Annotated in this window: 18 protein-coding genes and 3 tRNA genes; 4 read left to right on the forward strand and 17 right to left on the reverse strand. The window is 65.9% G+C overall.

Annotated elements, in window-relative coordinates; all coding sequences use genetic code 11:
• Positions 1-47: 47 nt before the first annotated feature.
• From AC5RTT_RS11090 to rpsB, 6 genes are all read right to left on the reverse strand, one after another.
• Positions 48-632, reverse strand: coding sequence for a DivIVA domain-containing protein (locus tag AC5RTT_RS11090; protein ID WP_494145228.1), 585 nt, complete (start codon positions 630-632; stop codon positions 48-50).
• 74 nt (positions 633-706) lie between these two features.
• Positions 707-1,630, reverse strand: coding sequence for a phosphatidate cytidylyltransferase (locus tag AC5RTT_RS11095; RefSeq protein ID WP_494145229.1), 924 nt, complete (start codon positions 1,628-1,630; stop codon positions 707-709).
• Positions 1,630-2,187: a ribosome recycling factor gene (gene frr, locus AC5RTT_RS11100; protein ID WP_494145230.1), complete on the reverse strand. Its 558-nt coding sequence runs from the start codon at positions 2,185-2,187 to the stop codon at positions 1,630-1,632. Before frr ends, AC5RTT_RS11095 begins: the two co-directional genes overlap by 1 nt.
• A 127-nt stretch (positions 2,188-2,314) precedes the next feature.
• Entirely contained in the window at positions 2,315-3,052 is a 738-nt protein-coding gene (pyrH, locus tag AC5RTT_RS11105) for a UMP kinase (protein WP_009357885.1), read from the reverse strand.
• 134 nt (positions 3,053-3,186) lie between these two features.
• Entirely contained in the window at positions 3,187-4,023 is an 837-nt protein-coding gene (gene tsf / locus AC5RTT_RS11110; protein ID WP_494145231.1) for a translation elongation factor Ts, read from the reverse strand.
• 127 nt (positions 4,024-4,150) lie between these two features.
• Entirely contained in the window at positions 4,151-5,002 is an 852-nt protein-coding gene (gene rpsB / locus AC5RTT_RS11115) for a 30S ribosomal protein S2 (RefSeq protein ID WP_009357887.1), read from the reverse strand.
• A gap of 450 nt (positions 5,003-5,452) precedes the next feature.
• Here rpsB and AC5RTT_RS11120 point away from each other — a divergent pair, with 450 nt between their 5' ends.
• Positions 5,453-6,019 (forward strand): M23 family metallopeptidase, encoded by a 567-nt coding sequence (locus AC5RTT_RS11120; RefSeq protein WP_494145232.1) that lies wholly within the window; start codon positions 5,453-5,455, stop codon positions 6,017-6,019.
• 45 nt (positions 6,020-6,064) lie between these two features.
• Here AC5RTT_RS11120 and AC5RTT_RS11125 read toward each other — a convergent pair whose 3' ends face one another.
• The 6 genes from AC5RTT_RS11125 to AC5RTT_RS11150 form a co-directional block, all read right to left on the reverse strand.
• A complete protein-coding gene (locus AC5RTT_RS11125) occupies positions 6,065-7,255 on the reverse strand; it encodes an acyl-CoA dehydrogenase family protein (protein ID WP_494145233.1) in 1,191 nt (396 codons plus the stop codon).
• Between the two features lie 138 nt (positions 7,256-7,393).
• Positions 7,394-7,467, reverse strand: a tRNA-Ile gene (locus tag AC5RTT_RS11130).
• A 73-nt stretch (positions 7,468-7,540) separates the two neighbouring features.
• Positions 7,541-8,737, reverse strand: coding sequence for a glycosyltransferase (locus tag AC5RTT_RS11135; protein WP_494145234.1), 1,197 nt, complete (start codon positions 8,735-8,737; stop codon positions 7,541-7,543).
• A 110-nt stretch (positions 8,738-8,847) separates the two neighbouring features.
• Positions 8,848-9,756, reverse strand: a complete 909-nt coding sequence (locus AC5RTT_RS11140) for a DMT family transporter (RefSeq protein WP_494010495.1) — start codon at positions 9,754-9,756, stop codon at positions 8,848-8,850.
• Positions 9,756-10,379 (reverse strand): CDP-alcohol phosphatidyltransferase family protein, encoded by a 624-nt coding sequence (locus tag AC5RTT_RS11145; RefSeq protein WP_494145235.1) that lies wholly within the window; start codon positions 10,377-10,379, stop codon positions 9,756-9,758. The genes AC5RTT_RS11140 and AC5RTT_RS11145 overlap by 1 nt, the downstream gene beginning before the upstream one ends.
• A gap of 88 nt (positions 10,380-10,467) precedes the next feature.
• Positions 10,468-11,322: a phage holin family protein gene (locus AC5RTT_RS11150; protein ID WP_494145236.1), complete on the reverse strand. Its 855-nt coding sequence runs from the start codon at positions 11,320-11,322 to the stop codon at positions 10,468-10,470.
• A gap of 174 nt (positions 11,323-11,496) precedes the next feature.
• On the opposite strand from AC5RTT_RS11150, the gene AC5RTT_RS11155 reads away from it, so the two are divergent.
• From AC5RTT_RS11155 to AC5RTT_RS11165, 3 genes are all read left to right on the forward strand, one after another.
• Complete coding sequence (locus AC5RTT_RS11155) at positions 11,497-12,720, forward strand: multidrug effflux MFS transporter (protein ID WP_494145237.1); 1,224 nt, start codon at positions 11,497-11,499, stop codon at positions 12,718-12,720.
• Between the two features lie 59 nt (positions 12,721-12,779).
• The gene (locus tag AC5RTT_RS11160; RefSeq protein ID WP_494145238.1) at positions 12,780-12,983 is read left to right on the forward strand and encodes a YMGG-like glycine zipper-containing protein; all 204 of its coding nucleotides are present in this window, start codon (positions 12,780-12,782) and stop codon (positions 12,981-12,983) included.
• 74 nt (positions 12,984-13,057) lie between these two features.
• The gene (locus AC5RTT_RS11165) at positions 13,058-13,465 is read left to right on the forward strand and encodes a hypothetical protein (RefSeq protein WP_494010500.1); all 408 of its coding nucleotides are present in this window, start codon (positions 13,058-13,060) and stop codon (positions 13,463-13,465) included.
• Positions 13,466-13,519: 54 nt separating this feature from the next.
• Here the strand turns inward: AC5RTT_RS11165 and AC5RTT_RS11170 are convergent.
• The 5 genes from AC5RTT_RS11170 to dusB form a co-directional block, all read right to left on the reverse strand.
• Positions 13,520-13,592, reverse strand: a tRNA-Asn gene (locus AC5RTT_RS11170).
• 146 nt (positions 13,593-13,738) lie between these two features.
• Positions 13,739-13,811, reverse strand: a tRNA-Asn gene (locus AC5RTT_RS11175).
• 75 nt (positions 13,812-13,886) lie between these two features.
• The gene (gene dnaG / locus AC5RTT_RS11180; RefSeq protein WP_494145239.1) at positions 13,887-15,812 is read right to left on the reverse strand and encodes a DNA primase; all 1,926 of its coding nucleotides are present in this window, start codon (positions 15,810-15,812) and stop codon (positions 13,887-13,889) included.
• 82 nt (positions 15,813-15,894) lie between these two features.
• Complete coding sequence (locus AC5RTT_RS11185; RefSeq protein WP_494145242.1) at positions 15,895-17,181, reverse strand: deoxyguanosinetriphosphate triphosphohydrolase; 1,287 nt, start codon at positions 17,179-17,181, stop codon at positions 15,895-15,897.
• A gap of 22 nt (positions 17,182-17,203) precedes the next feature.
• The gene (dusB, locus tag AC5RTT_RS11190) at positions 17,204-18,385 is read right to left on the reverse strand and encodes a tRNA dihydrouridine synthase DusB (protein ID WP_494145240.1); all 1,182 of its coding nucleotides are present in this window, start codon (positions 18,383-18,385) and stop codon (positions 17,204-17,206) included.
• Positions 18,386-18,476 lie beyond the last annotated feature (91 nt).

Below are 18,476 nucleotides of genomic sequence, written 5' to 3' on the forward strand. Positions count from 1 at the left end.
GGCAACGAAGGCCTCATGTACGCCTGAGAATCCCCCGGCCGGCCGGGTCAGTCGATCGCAGCCATCAGTTCGACCACCCGGTCCAGGAACGCATCCACCTGGGCTTCCTCGTAGCCTTCGCGGCCGACGGCGGGCCGGAATACCGCCCGGCGGACGCTGTCCACGCTCAGCGGCTTGTCCTGTTCCAGGTACGCCACGAGTTCCCGGCACAAGCGGTCGACGTCTTCCGTGTTGTAGCTGCGCGCCTTCTTCCTGGCTGGGCGGCGGAAACGCTCGCCGTCGGGCCGGTGCAACCGCCCGCGGAGGATCCCGGAAAGGCTCCCGATCTCCCGCAGCCAGGCTTCCTCGCCCTGGGCTGCAATCAGTTCATCCCGTTCCCTCCTGGCGAAGGCGTCCTCCAGCCGGTCCAGGGCAGCGTCCACCACCGCGGCAGAGTAGCCGCCCTTGACCGGATCAAAGGAGACAGCCCGGACGTCGGCACTGTTGACGGGATGGGTTGCGGCTTCGGGGGTCTCCAGGGAAACCCGCGCGCGCTGCAGGAACTGGTCAACCTGCCTGGCGTTGTACCCGTACTCGCTGCGCTGCACGCGCTCAAAGGACCCGGGGATCTGCCGATGAATGTCCAATGCCACTGTGATTCCTTCAATGCTCTTCGGCCGTAGCGCCGGTGCACCAGTTTAGGGGTGCCGGGCCGGCCGGGTGTGTGTCAGGCCCCGGCGACCAGTCCGTAAAGGACAAAGACAACAGGGGATGCAAATACGATGGAGTCGAGCCTGTCCATGACTCCACCATGCCCGGGCAGGATGCTGCTCATGTCCTTGACGCCCAGTTCGCGCTTGACCATGGATTCGGCGAGGTCGCCGGCCGTGGAAGCGGCCACGGTACCGACCGCCAGCACCACCCCCACCCACCAGGGCTTGTCGAGGATGAACAAGCAGGCAAGGATGCCGATGAGCACGGCGCCGCCCACCGAACCGGCGAATCCCTCCCACGACTTCTTCGGGCTGATCTTGGGCGCCATGGGATGTTTCCCCAGGGATGCACCCACCAGGTAGCCGAAGGTGTCGTTGGACACGACCAGCAGGAGCATCACCGCCACCTGCCACGCCCCTTCGGGAATGGTCCCGCCGGGCCAGAACCCCAGCGCGGAGGCCCCGCCGGTGGCGTGCAGCGGCAGCGCCGCGAAGCTGATGAAGAACGGGACCCAGCCCAGGGTGAAGACGCCGGCAAAGATACTGTTGGCCGAGCCTGCTGCGCTTTCGATGGACCGCCACAGGAGCACGGCCACAGAACTGAGCAGCATGCCGAACAGCAGGCTTTCGATACCGCCGAAGTAGGCCACGAACGGCATGGCCACCGTGCCGGTCATGACCGGCACGATGGGCATCCTGGTTCCGTTGGCTTCCAGCGCCCGATAGATTTCCCAGACGCCGAAGACGGCGAAGGCCGTGGTGACGGCAACGAAGGCGAGCGGGAGGAACAGGAGTCCGCCCAGCACTGCAAAGAGCATGGCAAGGCCCACCACGACGGCGGCCGGCAGGTTGCGGCCGGCCTTCGGCGTCGGATTGCTCCTGGGCTGCTTCCCCCGTGTGCGTGCCCGTGGTGCCGGGGCCTGATCTGCCTGGCCCATTAGACTTCGAGCAGCTCTGCTTCCTTGCGCTTCAGGAGCTCGTCGATGCCATCCACGTGGGCCTTGGTGATGCTGTCCAGTTCCTTCTCGGCGCGGGTGCCCTCGTCCTCGCCGGCCTCGCCGTCCTTGACCAGCCGGTCCAGGGTTTCCTTGGCCTTGCGCCGGATGTTCCGGATGGAGATCTTGGCGTCTTCGCCCTTGGTCTTAACGATCTTGACGTATTCCTTGCGGCGTTCCTTGGTCAGTTCCGGAATGGTGATCCGGATGACGTTGCCGTCGTTGGACGGGTTGGCGCCTACCTCGGAGTCGCTCAGCGCGCGTTCGATATCGCGCATCGCGGCCTTGTCGAACGGGGTGATCAGGATGGTCCGCGCGTCCGGGATGGCGAACGAGGCCAGCTGCTGCAGCGGCGTGGGGGAACCGTAGTAGTCCACCAGGACCTTGTTGTAGAGTCCCGGGTTGGCCCGGCCGGTGCGGACGGCGGCGAAGTCTTCCTTGGCCACTTCTACAGCCTTGTCCATCTTCTCTTCGGCTTCGAGCAAGGTTTCTTCTATCACGGTCTCTCCTGACGGTTGTGGTGCAGTCCGGGGCGCCGGCTCCGTGCACATGGTTCTCGGTTGCTGTTTCCGTCCCCCGTCCTGGAAGGCGGGGGGCGGAACTGTCCTGAAAACATCCTAGCCGCAGCTAGGCAGTGACCAGCGTGCCCAGCTTTTCGCCGAGGATGGCGCGGGTGACGTTGCCTTCACCTTCCATGCCGAACACCACCATGGAGAGGTTGTTGTCCTTGCACATGGTCATGGCCGTCTGGTCCATGACACGGATGTCGCGGCGGAGCGCATCGTCGTAGCTGAGCGTTTCAAGCCGCTCGGCAGAGGGGTCCTTCTTGGGATCGGCCGTGTATACGGCGTCCACTCCGCTCTTGGCCATCAGGACGACGTCGGCGTGGACCTCGAGCGCGCGCTGCGCGGCAACGGTATCGGTGGAGAAGTAGGGCAAGCCCGCTCCGGCGCCGAAGATCACCACGCGACCCTTTTCCATGTGCCGGATGGCGCGGCGGGGAATGTAGGCCTCGGCCACCTGGCCCATGGTGATGGCGCTCTGGACACGGGTCTCCACGCCGGCCTGTTCCAGGAAGTCCTGGAGGGCCAGGCAGTTCATGACGGTTCCCAGCATGCCCATGTAGTCGGCGCGGGAGCGGTCCATGCCGCTCTGGGACAGTTCGGCGCCGCGGAAGAAGTTGCCGCCGCCAACCACGATGGCCACTTCAACTTCGGGGACGGCCGCAGCGATCTGCTTGGCGACGTCGCGGACGGTTTCGGGGTCGACGCCCAGTTTCCCGCCGCCGAAGACCTCGCCGGAAAGCTTCAGGAGGACCCGGCGCCTGCTTTTCTCTGGCTGGATTACAGTGTTGACGGCTTCCATGATGCCTTCCCGTTGATGACTCTGAAAAAAGGTTATCCTGCCGGTACCAAAGGTCGATACCGGCGGCGGTTCGCACAGATCGCGTGCATGCAAAAGGGGCGGCCACCGAAGTGGCCACCCCCTTGCAGTTTCGACTAGGAGCCGACGCGGAAACGCGTGAACGCGGTTCCCTTGACACCGGCCTCTTCGAGGACCTGTGCCACGGACTTCTTGGCGTCCTTCGCGAATGCCTGGTCAACCAGGACCTCGCCCTTGTAGAAGCCGGTCACGCGGCCTTCCACGATCTTGGTGAGGGCGGCTTCGGGCTTGCCTTCGGCCTTGGCGGTTTCTTCGGCGATGCGGCGCTCGGACTCCACCAGCTCGGACGGAACGTCGTCGCGGGTCAGGTAGTTCGGGGCCATCGCGGCGATGTGCACGGCAACGTCGTGGGCGGCGGTGGCAGCGGCTTCGCCTTCACCGTCGACTGCGAACAGCACGCCAACCTGGGCGGGCAGGTCCTTGGAGGTCTTGTGCAGGTAGGCGTCAACCGTGGCACCCTCAACGCGGGAGATGCGGCGGACAACAACCTTTTCGCCCAGAACGGCGCCTTCTTCGACGACGACCTCGGACAGCGGCTTGCCGTCGACCTCGGTGGCGAGCAGGGTCTCCAGGTCGGCAGCGCCGGACTCGACGGCAACGGCCAGGACCTTGTCAGCCAGCTGGATGAACTTTTCAGCCTTGGCAACGAAGTCGGTCTCGCAGTTGACCTCGATCATGACGCCGACGCCGTTGCTGACCTTGGCAGCCACGAGGCCTTCGGCGGTGGAGCGGCCTTCACGCTTGGTGGCGCCCTTGAGGCCCTTGATGCGGATGATTTCGATGGCCTTCTCGGCGTCGCCGTTGGCTTCGTCAAGAGCCTTCTTGACGTCCATCATGCCGGCGCCGGTGCGCTCGCGCAGGGCCTTGATGTCCGCGGCAGTGTAGTTCGCCATGTGAACCCCTCTGTCTAGAAATTTGTTGTGGTGTACGGACCGACAGGACGGCTGCCCATCTTCATGGGCGGCCATCCTGTCAGCAGCTCCGGCTGCAGGCAGCGCGGAGAATCCGGATTTAGTTGTCTTACTTGGCGTCGTCGGCGGGAGCTTCGGCGGCAGCCGGAGCTTCAGCTTCTTCTGCCGCGGCAGGGGCAGCAGCCTCTTCGGCCTTGCTGCCTTCGAGGAGTTCGCGCTCCCACTCGGCCAGCGGCTCTTCCGGAGCTTCGGCAGCGCCCGAGCCGCGGTTGTTGCGGGCGATGAGGCCCTCGGCAACAGCGTCGGCAACAACGCGGGTCAGGAGGTTCACGGAGCGGATGGCGTCGTCGTTGCCCGGGATCGGGAAGTCGACTTCGTCCGGATCGCAGTTGGTGTCCAGGATGGCCACAACCGGGATGTTCAGCTTCTTGGCCTCGTCAACGGCGAGGTGTTCCTTCTTGGTGTCCACGACCCAGAGCAGGGACGGTGCCTTGGTCAGGTTGCGGATACCGCCGAGGTTGGACTCGAGCTTGGTGAGTTCGCGCTTGAGGAGCAGCAGCTCCTTCTTGGTGTACGCGGAACCGGCGACGTCGTCGAAGTCGATCTCTTCGAGTTCCTTCATGCGCTGGATGCGCTTGGCGACGGTCTGGAAGTTGGTCAGCATACCGCCGAGCCAGCGCTGGTTGACGTAGGGCTGGCCAACGCGGGTTGCCTGCTCGGCAATTGCTTCCTGGGCCTGCTTCTTGGTGCCGACGAAGAGCACGGTGCCGCCGTGGGCAACAGTGGCCTTGACGAACTCGTAGGCGCGGTCGATGTAGGACAGCGACTGCTGCAGGTCGATGATGTAGATGCCGTTGCGCTCGGTGAAGATGAAGCGCTTCATCTTCGGGTTCCAACGGCGGGTCTGGTGTCCAAAGTGGACGCCGCTGTCAAGCAGCTGGCGCATGGTTACGACGGGCATGCCGACGCTCCTTCCGGCAGGTCATTCATGAGAGAGCCCTCAGGCTTCTTACCCTGCCAATAGTTGACGGTTGATTTAGCGTGGCCCGGGGTTGGGCCGTGCTCCTGGCATCCATCACGCTTCCCATCCGCGCCGGAGGGCACGGACCGCAGGAGGCGTGATCCGCCAAAGGCTGGGCTGGAGCTTTCACCTTGTGGAGGGCTGGATGCGCGTAGTCAGCTGCCGCTCCCCCACACTCCTGAATGGGGCGTGCCGACGCAATCCGGACAGGCTGATACACCGCAAGGGTGATCCACTGGTACGGGAAGCGTTGAGGGCGCAGCAAACTGCTCCACCAAGTGTACTACAGGGACCCGCTTCCGCCGGACAGCAGCGGCCGGCAGGAACGGCTTATCCACATAGGTCCCGCCCTGCCTGCCGGCCCCGCTTATCCGGGCGCATGCTGGCTCCATGAAACCCCAGCTTCTCCTGGCCGCACTGCTAATGCTCCCCGCTTCGGTGGGGTCCGCAGCACAACCCCCGCCGTTCGGCCCCGCTCCCCTTTCGGCCCCGGCAGGGACGACGACGGCCGAGGACATTGGCCCCGATGTTGCGGCACCCTCCTGGCAGTGGCCGCTGGCGCCCCGGCCGCGGGTGCTGCGGGATTTCGATCCTCCACCGAAGCCATGGCTGAGCGGGCACAGGGGCGTGGACCTCGCGGCAGCGCATAACGGTGTGGCGGTTACCTCTCCGGCAGCCGGTACGGTCAGCTTCGTGGGCGTCGTGGTTGACCGTCCCGTGATCACCATCGACCACGGAAACGGACTGCGGAGCAGCTTCGAACCGGTTGAGAGTACCCTCGCGGCCGGGGCCGCAGTCGCCGCCGGCCAGGTTGTGGGCACGGCACTTCCCGGCCATTGCGGAACTGCAGCCTGCATCCATTGGGGCGTGCGTCGGGGCGACGATTACGTCAATCCCCTGCAGTTCGTCATGGACCTGAGGCCTTCCATCCTCCTGCCACTGGGCGGCCCACCCTAGCGAAGCGAGGTCACACAACGGCGGCCGGAGACAGAAGGCAGTCGCTCAAATGATGGCCGAGATGCCGGTGATGGCCCGGCCGGTGACCAGGGTGTTGATTTCGGCGGTTCCCTCGTAGGAGTAGATGGCCTCGGCGTCGGCAAAGATCTTAGCCATCCCGTAGTCCGTCACGATGCCGTTGCCGCCCAGAATGCTCCGGCCGATGGCCGCGCTGTCCCGCATCCGCTCGGTGGTGAAGGCCTTGGCCAGGGCGGACTGCTCGTCCCTGGCCATCCCGGCGTCTTCGAGCTGCGAGAGCCGCACCATCATTCCCATGGAGCTGACGGCGTTGCCCAGGATCGTGACCAGCTGGCTCTGCACCAGCTGGAAGGATGCCAGCGGCCGGCCGAACTGGTGCCGCTCCACCGCGTAGCGCCGGGCAACATCGAAGGTGGCCAGCTGCTGGCCCACCGCCTGCCAGGCGACACCGAGGCGGGTGACTTTGAGGACTTTGTTGACGTCGCGGAAACTGTTGGCATGCTCCAGCTTGAAGAAGCCGGGCACCACCACGTTGTCCAGGGTGATGTCGGCGTTTTGGACGGTGCGGAGGGAGATCTTGTTCTCAATCTTTTCCGCGCTGAAACCTGGCAGTGCGGTATCCACCAGGAAGCCCTTGACCTGGTTATCGTCCACGTCGCGCGCATACACGACGACCCAGTCGGAGAAGGTGGCGTTGCCGATCCAGCGCTTGGCCCCGTTGAGGATCCAGTTGGCGCCGTCCCGCCGCGCGATGGTCCGTGTACCGCCGGCAACGTCACTTCCGCCCAGCGGCTCGGTGAGCCCGAAAGCTCCGATCTTCTTCAGGGCGTAAATATCGGGAAGCCACGCGTCCTTCTGCTCCTGCGAGGCGAGGGTTTCGATGGACCCGGTAAACAGCCCGTCGTGAACGCCCATGAAGGTGGCGATAGAGGCATCGGCGCGTGTTACTTCGGCATGGAGCAGGCCGGCGAACAGGTTGGAGCAGCCCTGCCGCCGGACCGGGCTGACCAGGTCAAGCTCGGCGAGCTTGGGAATGAGGTTCATCGGGAACTCGCCACGGTTCCAGAAGTCCACGGCGATCGGCCGCACTTCCCGCGCCAGGAAGTCCCGGACTTCGGCCAGCCGGTCCTGCTCCTTGGCGGTGAGCAGCTGCTCAAAGGCGTAGAAGTCGCCGTCGGCGTAGGGAAGGTCAAAGGGGTCTGCAGCAGGCGTGGACATGGTTGCCCTCCAGGTGTTCAGCGGCCGGTACTCTCCACAGCGGGGAGGAGTAAGTTACTGGTCAGTAACATACCGCACATCAGGCGCTTAACAAAGGAAACCGCGGCCGACGAGAATCGTCGGCCGCGGTTTCAGGAGTAGGGCTACTCGGACTTGAACCGAGGACCTTAGGATTATGAGTCCCGCGCTCTAACCAGCTGAGCTATAGCCCCGTGCCGCCCGGCCACAGCGAAAACGAACTGCGGCGGCAGGGCAAAAACACTCTAGCAAAACCCGGAAGGGGTTTTAGACCACCTTGTCCTCGTAACCCGCGCCACGGTAGAGGTCTTCGAAGGTCTGCAGGGTGCCCTGGATGCTGTGCGGTTCCACCATCGCCCGGCTTGCCCTGCCCATGGCCTCCTGCTGGTCCTTGGGCAGCTGGAGGATCTGGGTTATCTTCTTGGCCAGGTCATCGCTGTCGTTGGGGGTGAAGAGGTAGCCGTTTTCGCCGTCGCGCACCAGGTGCGGCAGCGCCATGGCGTCCGCCAGCACCACCGGGGTGGAGGCGGACATGGCCTCGAGGGTCACCAGCGACTGCAGCTCGGCAGTGCCCGGCATGCAGAAAAGGTCTGCCTTGATATAGGCCTTCCTCAGGTCCTCGTCGCTGACCAGGCCCAGGAACTTCACGCGGCTGCCCAGACCCAGCCGCTGCACCAGTTCCTCCAGCGCGGACCGGACCTCGCCGCCGCCCACGATCTCCAGGTGCACGTTCAGTTCCGGCGGGGTCTTGCCGATGGCCCGGATGAGGACGTCGACGTGTTTTTCCTCCGCGAGCCGGCCGGCGAACATCACGGTGGGGTGCGGGTGCGGCTCGATCAGCTCGCCCGGCTGCAGCTCGTAGGCGGCGGAGTCGATGCCGTTGGACAGCGGCAGGACCTTGCGAAGGAACGCATGCTCGTGCATGGCCTTGGCCGCCAGCGGCGTGGGGGTGGTAATCACGTCCGCCTGGCCCATCACCTTGCCCATGTCCTTCCAGGAGATGCGGCCGATGATGTCCTTGAACCACTGCGGAAATGGCAGGAACGGGTTGAGGTTTTCCGGCATGAAGTGGTTGGTGGCCACGATCCGCACACCGCGCTTCACGGCCTCGTACAGAACGTGCTCGCCGATCATGTAGTGGCTCTGGATATGGACCACGTCGGGCTTCACGCGGTCGAACAGCAGGCTGATTTCCTTCTTGATTTCCCAAGGGAAGCAGATGCGGAAGTATTCATGGGTGGGGGCGGCGTGGGAGCGGAGCCGGTGCACCGTAGCCTCCTCACGGAACTCCGTGAAGCTCTTCCCCTTGCCGTCCCGGCAGGCCAGCACGTGCACGTTGTGGCCCCGGCCGGTCATGCCCTTGGCCAGGCGATAGCCGAACTGGGCTGCGCCGTTGACGTGGGGCGGATAGGTGTCCGCGGCGATCAGGATGGTCAGTGGAGGCTGGTCGGCTGGCGTGGTCACGTGGAAAACTCCTGATGGTCACGGTGCGGACAGCGATGACTGGCAGCACGGCTGGCCCGGCGTGGTTCTGCCCGGCTTCGTGGACTTTGCTGGATCTGTAGTGGAACGGGCTAGTGGGACGGCCTGCCCGCGGTCTTCCGCGCGTCCTTCTTGCGCTTGGTGACCTCGGGATGGTGGCGGGAAAGGGCGATAACCCCAACGATAGCAAGGGAAGCTGCGGTACCCATGGCAATGGCCATAACGGCATGCACATCGGGCCGGAGTTCGCCGAGGATGACGATCCCGATGGCTATCCCCACAAGAGGATCGATCACTGTGAGGCCCGCGATCACGAGGTCTGGCGGACCCGAGGAGTAGGCGCTTTGGACAAACCATGACCCCAGCCCTCCTGCGGCGATGAGGGCCACTACCGAATACCACTGCACGTTCAGCAGGAACAACCCGTTGGGATCCAAAAGGTGTTTGCCGATGATGCGGGTGAGGACGGCCACGAATCCAAAGAGGACGCCGGCACCGAGGATATAGACGAAAGCGTTTATCCGGTGCTTGAACATGACGGCCAATGTGCCGAAGAGTCCAACGGCGAGGGCCAGCAACAGCACGATGGTGAGTTCGGCGTCGAGGCTGACGTGGTGGTTTTCCTGCGTGACGGTGACCGCCAGGAGGACAAAGAGCGCAGACCCGGTCACGCAAGCGGCAATGGCCACTACCGTTGCCCGGTTGATGGTGAGGTCCTGGTCCTTGGCATTGATGATGGTTGTGATGACGAGGGCGATGGCGCCGATTGGCTGGACGACAGTGAGCGGGGCGGACACGAGCGCCACCGCGTTCATGGCCATGCCAGCGCACAGCAGCAGGAGGCCGAACACCCACCGCGGGTTCCTGAGCAGGCGGAGGAAGCTGTTCGAGCTGAGTGCCAACCCCCCGGTGTCTGCCTTGACGGCGCTGCCCTGCCGCTGGGCACCCAGGGCGAGGCAAAAGGCTCCAAGCAGTGCAAGCAGAACGGCCACCCAGACCATCAGGTGGTCCCGCCGTCGTAATGCTGCTGCATTCTGCCTTTCCGCAGGATGGCCCAAAAGTAGTTGTAGGCCGCGATCCAGTGGCCGATCAGACCGAGGCCCAGCACAATCCAAGCGGCCACGAACAACCCGTACGAGAATCCGGTATCCAGCTTTGAAAGAACCAGCATCGGCGTCCCCAGGAGCAGCAGCCCGGTCCGCACTTTGCCCACCACGCTGACCGGAAGGTCGGGGTGGCCGCCGAAGAACGAGAGCGTCAGGACCAGCAGGACGGCGTCCGGGACCACTAGCGCTGCCAGATACAGCCAATGGACCACGCCGGCAATCACCAGCGTGACCGCTACGGCGATCAGGGCAAGCCGGTCGGCGATGGGGTCCAGGACACGGCCCAGCTTCGAAGCCTGGTCGAAGCGGCGGGCGATGTAGCCATCGATCCAGTCGGTGCTTGCCATGACGGCGAGGACAACTACTCCGGCGCCGTATTCCTTCTGTGCCAGGACCAGCCAGATGAAGAGCGGAACCCCCATGAACCGCACCACGGTGAGCAGGTTAGGGATGGTAAAGACCACGTCATGGTCAACCTGCGGGCGGCCGGGACGGGCACCGGCACCGATAAATTTCACCCGTCCCCCTTCCCTTCCTGCGCCTGGTTGGCGCGGTCTTGTCGTGGCCGGCAAGCGCGCCGGCGGTCAGTGGCCGGTGGGCCGGCTGCTAGTACGTCCGGATCAGCTTCCGGAGCAGGACCAGCAGGACCGTCCCCGCGGCCGCCAGTGCCGCCAGCGGCTTCCAGCGCATTTGTAGTCCCTCCGTGGAGCCGGAGAGCGCGGCCAGCCTTGCGCCGGCGGAATCCTTGGCGCGGAGGGCGAGTGCCTGGCCCTCCCGGACCTTGCCCTGGGCTGTGGCGAGCAGGTACTGCGCCTGCGTCTTGACGTCCAGTTCGCTGCCGAGCTCGTCGCGGACCTCGGTGAGGTGGTGGCGGCGCTGGTTGAGGCGGCGTGCCAGCTCCGGTTCGGAAGCGTGCGGGAATTCCTTGTCGTGCTCGGCCGCCTTTGCCGCCTTCTCGGCCTTGGCCTTGGCGGCTGCCTGCTCCTTGGCAGCCTTGGCAGCTTTTGCCTCGGGGCTGTCCGGGTCGAGGACCGCGGCGTTGAAGGCGGAACCTTCCTTGGCGACGCCGACGTCGTGCCTAATGCCCCGGATGGTTTCTTCCGGAAGCAGGGGCATGGCCTTCTTGAACTTGCGCAGGCCGATCAGGCCGCCGATGAGCGCTATCAGCAGGAACGCCGCGGATACCAGCAAAGCGGCCAGCCAGGCGGGCATGATGGTGGCCAGTCCCATGATGGCCGCCACGATGAGCCCGATCACCAGGAATGCCAGGAAGACCAGTGCCACGGCGAAGAAGGCGGCAGCGACGCCCACCTGGACGCCCTTGCGCTTGAGTTCGAACTTGGCGAAGGCGATCTCGTCGTTCAGCTGGCGCGGGGCCAGCCGGAAGAGGAGTTTTAGCGTCCTGGGCAGCGCGGTGATGCGCAATCCGGGGCTGGTGCCCCCGCTGTGACGTCCGCTCATCGGTTCCGCCTTACTGGTTTTGTTCGATCCGGCTTCCGTATCCTGCAGGAAAGTGCTCGGCACAGTCCCCGGCACAAAACTACCATTCAGGTTCAGGGCGAACTTCGGGGCTTGCCGGACGGCGCAGCCTACAACGCTGAAAATCCCGGGCCGCCGGGCCTAGGATTGACATCCGTGACCACTCCCTCCAATCCGGGTGATTTGCTGAGCCGACGCCGGAAGCTTCTGTACATCCTCCTTCTCGGTGCGCTGACGGCCCTGGGTCCGTTCACGATCGACCTCTACCTGCCGGCGTTTCCCGCCCTGGAGGCGAGCCTTGGGGTTACCGAGGCCCAGGTCCAGCTGACCCTGGCCGGGACAACCGTGGGCTTTGCCTTCGGGCAACTGGTGGTGGGCCCGTTCAGCGACAAGTTCGGCCGCAGGTATCCGCTGATCCTGGCCACGGCCCTGCACATCGCCGCGTCACTGGGGGCGGCCCTGTCCACGGACATCAGCACGCTGGGCATCTTCCGGGTACTGATGGGCGTCGGCGCTGCCGGTGGCGGGGTGGTTGCGATGGCCATGGTGCGTGACCTCTTCTCCGGGTATGCGATGGTGCGGATGTTCTCCCGGATGAGCCTGGTCAACGGCCTGGCGCCGATCCTCGCACCGGTCATCGGATCGCAACTGCTGCTGGTGATGGAGTGGCCCGGGATCTTCGTGTTCCTTGCCTCCTACGGCACCGTGGTCATTGTCGCCGCCCTGTTCCTTGTCCGCGAGACCCTTCCCCGGGAAAAGCGCGGCCAGAGCGGCATGACCGTCCGGCAGCGTTACCGCGTGCTCTTCAGCGACCGGATCTTCGTGGGCCTGCTCATGGTGGCGGGGCTTAATTTCGGCGGGCTCTTCACGTACCTCTCCGCCTCGCCCTTCCTGTTCCAGGACGTGTTCGGGTTCTCGGCCCAGGAGTACGGCCTGCTGTTCGGCATCAACTCCCTGGGCATCGTGGCCGGAGTGCAAACCAGCTCGCGTCTGATCCGCCGGGTTCCCCCGCAGTGGATCATGGCCGGGGCCACGGCCTGGCTGTTCTTCATGGCCATGCTGATCGTGCTGTTCGACCAGCTGGGCTTCGGCCTGTGGGGCGTCATGGTCCCGCTGTGGTTCTACATCATGGGCACCGGATTCATGTTCCCCTGCGTCCAGGTCCTTGCCCTGGCCAGCCATGCCTCCCAGGCAGGCACTGCGGCGTCCCTCCTGGGTGCAGCCACCTTCATGATCGCCGGCCTCATTTCGCCGGTGGTGGGCTGGCTGGGCATCACCAGCGCCACGCCCATGGGGGCAGTGCAGGCAGCCTGCATCCTGCTGGCCATCGCGGCCCTCTGGCTGGTGGTCCGCCCGCGCACGGTCCCGTCAATCCACTGATGCACTCCATGGACTGTTCCACTGACCAGCCCCGGCAGGCACCCGGAGGGAAGAAGCCCATGACCCGCAAGCCGCAGCGCAATGGACGCGGGCTATTCCTCGGCGCGGTGCTGGGCGCCGTCGTGGGGTATTTCGCGGGGCGTGTTATGGGCAACCCCGCCATGGGCATCGCGCTGGGCGCTGTGGCGGGCGCGGCGCTGCTGTACCGCGTGAACCCGGGCCCTTGGCGCCGGGACCAGGACCGGGACCGGGACCGGCCCTAGCCGGGAGCCGCCCGGCCTGCCCTTGTCTTCGGAATCTGCCCCCCGCTGCGCCCCTCCCGCGATAAAATGTGTCCGTGCCCAGCTGGCAGGATCAACCGCCACTTCCGGCCACATGGCAACGGTGCGACGCCGGGATTCTGCCATTGTGGTGGGAGCGGCTGCGCGCCCAGATGGGACAGCAGTCGGCTGCACTGTACGCGGCCGGCCTCTTTACCGAGGACCGGCGCCGGCCGATTGCCCAATGGTTCAACCCCGCGTTCAAGGCGGCCCTGCTGGTGGCCCCGGAAACCTCCCCGGAATGGCCCGTGCAGCGGTTCGGGATCTTCTACGCGCCGCCGGACACCGGATTCGTCCGGATCCACTCGGCCTCGCATGAATGGAGCCCGCGGCAGCCGCGCCGGTCCCCTACGGAAAAGGAAGCCTTCGAGGCCGCCATCGCCGAGGCCGAGAGGTTCCTGCAAGTGGAAATGGATTTCGTCTGAACATGAAAAAGTCCCCGTCCTTCCAGCTGGAAGGACGGGGACTTTTTGGTGAAGCTCCTCCTGCTGGACTTGAACCAGCAACCCTTCGATTAACAGTCGAATGCTCTGCCAATTGAGCTAAGGAGGAATGAAGCAGGTATGACATTAGCAAAGGTGTCCGGCGAATGTGAAATCGGCGGATTCCCGCGGCAAAAGGGGTTGCCCCCGGACGCCCAGCAGCCCCGCCGGACAACAAAAATCCCCGCTCCGGAAGACCGGAACGGGGATTGGAAGCTCCTCCTGCTGGACTTGAACCAGCAACCCTTCGATTAACAGTCGAATGCTCTGCCAATTGAGCTAAGGAGGAATGAAGCGGGTATTAGCCTAGCAAACACCTGCCCGGGAAACGAAATCGAGGAACCGGGCCCTGCCGGGAGCCAGGCTACGCCTCGGCACGCAGCGCCCGGCGCTCCATTTCCAGCACCAGCAGTTCCCGGTTGAGCCGCTGGTAGGTTTCCGGATCCGCCGCCGGGTCCAGCCGCTGCAGCTGGCCCATCTTGTCCGCCTTGACCCGCGTGATCTGCAGCTCGAACAGGCGGGACAGGATGTCCCGGCAGTACTTCTGCACCGCTTCCTCCGTGCTCGCGGGCAGCGGCACCACAGCCAGCTCGGATACCAGCGGCCGCAGCGGTTCCGGCACCTCATGCATCACGTGCTCCACCCACCGCACGGGATCCACCACCAGGCCCGGCCCGGTGGCACGCATGGCGTCGTGGACGGCCTGGAAAGCCGGGGTGGCGAACCTGGCAACGGCGAACCGGTCCCACACGCCGCCTTCCAGCAGGGACGGCATCTGGAGGGCAACCTCGAGTGCCTGGCGCTCCATAGAGGCCACGGGGTCGCGGGGGTCCGGCCGGTGGAAGGACGGCACGGCTCCCGACGTCGGACCCGCTGCCACGCCCGGTCCGCCGGCCGGAGCGGGGGGCGGCTGCTGGCCCTGGGGCGGGGAACCGGGTGCGGGCGGGCGTCCGGTGTCTCCGCGCTTAACCGCTGCATTCACCAGCCGCAGCACCTCGTTCGGGTCAGGCATGCCAAGCCATCCCGTGAGCGCCTGGCAGTAGCCGGTGCGGGTGGACGCGTCGCGGATGGCCGCCACCACGGGCACGGAGGCCTTCAGGCCCTGCACCCGGCCTTCCACCGTGTCCAGGTTGAACTGCTTCAGCGTGGCGCGGATGGCGAATTCGAACAGCGGCCGGCGGGACTGCACCAGGGCATGCACCGCCTCATCGCCCTTGCTTTGGCGCAGGTCGCAGGGGTCGGCTCCGGTGGGCTCCACAGCCACGTAGGTCTGGGCGGTGAAGCGCTGGTCCTCCTCGAACGCCCGCAGCGCGGCCTTCTGGCCCGCGGCGTCGCCGTCGAAGCAGAAGATCACCTCTCCCCCGGTGCCGTCGTCGGACAGCAGCCGGCGGGCGATCTTGATGTGTTCGGTGCCGAACGCGGTGCCGCAGGTGGCCACCGCCGTCGTGATTCCCGCCAGGTGGCACGCCATGACATCGGTGTAGCCCTCGACTACCACCAGCTGGCGGTCCTTCGCGATGCTGCGTTTGCCGAGGTCGATGCCGTAGAGGACCTGGGACTTCTTGTAGAGCGCGGTTTCGGGGGTGTTGAGGTATTTGGGCCCTTGGTCGTCCTCGTAGAGCTTGCGGGCGCCGAAGCCGATGGTGTCCCCGGCGATGTCCCGGATGGGCCAGATCAGGCGGCCGCGGAAACGGTCGTAAATACCCCGGTTGCCTTCGGAAAACATGCCGGTGAGCTTCAGTTCGGCGTCCGTGAAGCCACGCCCGCGGAGGTGCTTGAGGAGCGCGTCCCAGCCTTGCGGCGCGTAGCCGCAGCCGAAATGCTCCGCCGCCGCGCGGTCAAAGCCGCGGCCGTGCAGGAAGGTCCGCGCCTCCGCCGCCCCTGGAGTCAGCAGCTGGGCGCGGAAGAATTCGTCCGCGATCTTGTGGGCGTCCAGCAGCCGCTGCCGGCGGCCCACTTCCTCCCGGTTGGGGCCGGTGCCGCCGTCCTCGTACCGCAGCTCGTAGCCGATGCGGGCCGCGAGTTTCTCGACGGCCTCCTGGAACGAGCTGTGGTCCTGCTTCTGGACGAAGGCGATGACGTCGCCGTCCTCGCCGCAGCCGAAGCAGTGGTAGCGGCCCACCTGGGGCCGGACAGTGAACGACGGCGAGCGCTCGTCATGGAACGGGCACAGGCCCTTGAAGGTCCCCAACCCGGCGCCCTTGAGCGTTACGTAGCCGTCAACAACTTCCTTGATGTCCGTGCGCTGGCGTACTTCGTCAATATCTTCGCGTTTGATCAGGCCGGCCACAGACTAATCTTAGTGTCGGGGTACGACGGCGGCTGCCAGGTCCTGGCGTTCGTCACCACAGCATTCATCACCACGGCGTTCATCACCACAGGGACGGAAGGCTCCCCACCAGGCGCTCGTACATGGCCAGTGCCGAACCGTCCGTCAGGGACGCCACCTGGTCGATTACGACGCGCAGCCGGGCGCCGTCGTCGGCTGCGTCCCGCCAGTCGGCCGCGAACATCGGTTCCAGGTGCCGGTCCCCGGTGGCGCTCAGCGCTGTGACGAGGGCGTGCAGCACCTCGCGCTGCCGCTCGTAGATGGGCTGCCGGTGCTCCGTGGTCATCACGAAGGTGGTGGCCAGGCCCTTCATGACGGCGATCTCCATGACCGTTTCGTCCGGCACCATGAGCTCGGCTTCGTAGCGGGTCAACCTCCCCGGTCCGTACACGGCACGGGTGGTTTCCAGCGCGCTCTGGCAAAACCGGCCGATCAGCTGGCTGGTCATGTTCTTCAGGGCGGCCATGGACTTACGGCTGCCGTCCGCCTCCCGGACCCACACGTCCGTAGCCTCGAGGCGGGCCAGGGCGGCGTCAATGGCCGCGGGGTCGTTGTGCGGCAAGTACCACTGCTTGGCGTAACCCACCACGCGGGCGCGGTGGTCCGGGTTGTCCATCCACCGCAGCTGGAAGTGCCCGGCCACGATGGCGTCCTCCACGTCGTGGACGGAATAGGAGATGTCGTCCGCAAGGTCCATGACCTGCGCTTCCAGGCAGGAGCGGCGCTCGGGCGCACCGCGGCGGATCCAGTTGAAGATGGGAAGGTCATCCTCGTAGGCGCCGAACTTGCTGGTGCGCTGGCCGTGGATGACCGGGGCTTCCAGCGCGGACCACGGGTACTTGGCAGCCGCGTCCAGGCTGGCCCGGGTGAGGTTCAGCCCGGCCGGCTGGCCATCCGCGGTCAGCACCTTGGGCTCGAGGCGGGTAAGCAGCCGAAGGGTCTGGGCGTTGCCCTCGAAGCCGCCGATGGCGTGCGCCACCTCGTTCAGCGCCGACTCCCCGTTGTGCCCGAACGGCGGGTGGCCCAGGTCGTGGCTCAGGCAGGCGGTATCCACCACGTCCGGATCGCAGCCCAGGGCACGGCCCAATTCGCGTCCCACCTGGGCCACTTCCAGGCTGTGCGTCAGGCGGGTCCGGACAAAGTCGTCGGTGTCCGGTGCCACCACTTGCGTCTTGGCCCCCAGCCGGCGCAGTGCGGAGGAATGCAGGACGCGCGCACGGTCGCGCTCGAAGTCGGAGCGGTACGTGCTCTTCGGCGGTTCTTCCACCCAGCGGGCGGAATCGTCGGCGTCGTAGGCGGCGCGCGCCAACGCGGCGGCCGGCCCGGACATTGGAGTCTCAGCCAAGGGAGTTTCAGCCACCGGAAACGTCCAGCTCCGCGGCGGCAATGTCCTTCGACTGCGCGTCGTTGAGCGCCCGGGAGTCCAGCCAGTCCTTGGGCAGCGCCGGCTTCTTCGGTGAGCCTGCGCGGCCACGCGGGCCCTCGGAATCGACGCCGGGGTAGGGCACCTCGGGGTCCAGCTCATCCAGGAGCGAGCGCAGGACCTCAAGTGTCGGCACCGTGGCGAGCTTGGCCCGCAGGTCCCCGCCCACCGGGTACCCCTTGAAGTACCAGGCCATATGCTTCCGGATCTCCCGGAGGGCCTTGTACTCGTCGCCGCCGAAGGTTTCGATCATCAGCTGCGCGTGGCGGTACACGCCGTCGGCCACCTGGAGCAGGTTGGGCCGGTGGCGCTCGTCGCTGCCCTCGAACGCGGCCTGCAGATCGCCGAACAGCCACGGCCGCCCTTGGCAGCCGCGGCCCACCACTACACCGTCCACGCCGGTTTCACGGACCATCCGGACGGCGTCCTCTGCGGACCAGATGTCCCCGTTGCCCAGCACGGGGATGTCCGGCAGGGCCTCGCGGAGTCGGGCGATGGCGGACCAGTCAGCCTGCCCGGAATAGAACTGCGCCGCGGTACGGCCGTGCAGCGCGACGGCGGTGACGCCGGAATCGCGGGCAATCCGGCCGGCGTCGAGGTAGGTGAGGTGGTCGTCGTCGATGCCTTTGCGCATCTTGATGGTCAGCGGGATGTTGCCCTTGGCGGCTTCCTTCACGGCGGTCTGCACGATCGAAGTGAAGAGGTCGATCTTCCAGGGCAGTGCCGAACCGCCGCCGCGCCTGGTGACCTTCGGGACGGGGCAGCCGAAGTTCAGGTCAATGTGGTCGGCACGGTCCTCCTCCACCAGCATCCGCACGGCGGCGCCCACGGTGACCGGGTCCACGCCGTACAGCTGGACCGAACGGACCTTCTCGTCGTCGTCGTGCGAGATGATCCGGAGGGACTCGGGGGTCCGCTCAACCAGCGCACGGGAGGTGACCATCTCCGCCACGTACATGCCGCCGCCGTACTCACGGCAGAGCCTGCGGAAGGCGGAGTTGGTGATGCCGGCCATGGGCGCCAGGATCACCGGCGTGTCCACGGTGATGGGACCCAGCTTCAGGGGCGGGAGTTCCAGCTTGGGAGCGGGAGGAGTTGCTGCAACAGTCACCTTTCCATTGTTGCAAAGGCGGGCAAATCGGCTCCCCCGGGCCTTGAGCCGCCGTCAGCCCCGGTCAGCCGCCCGCCGGCCGCGCCGGGTT

The organism is Arthrobacter sp. Y3221157 (assembly GCF_059089865.1).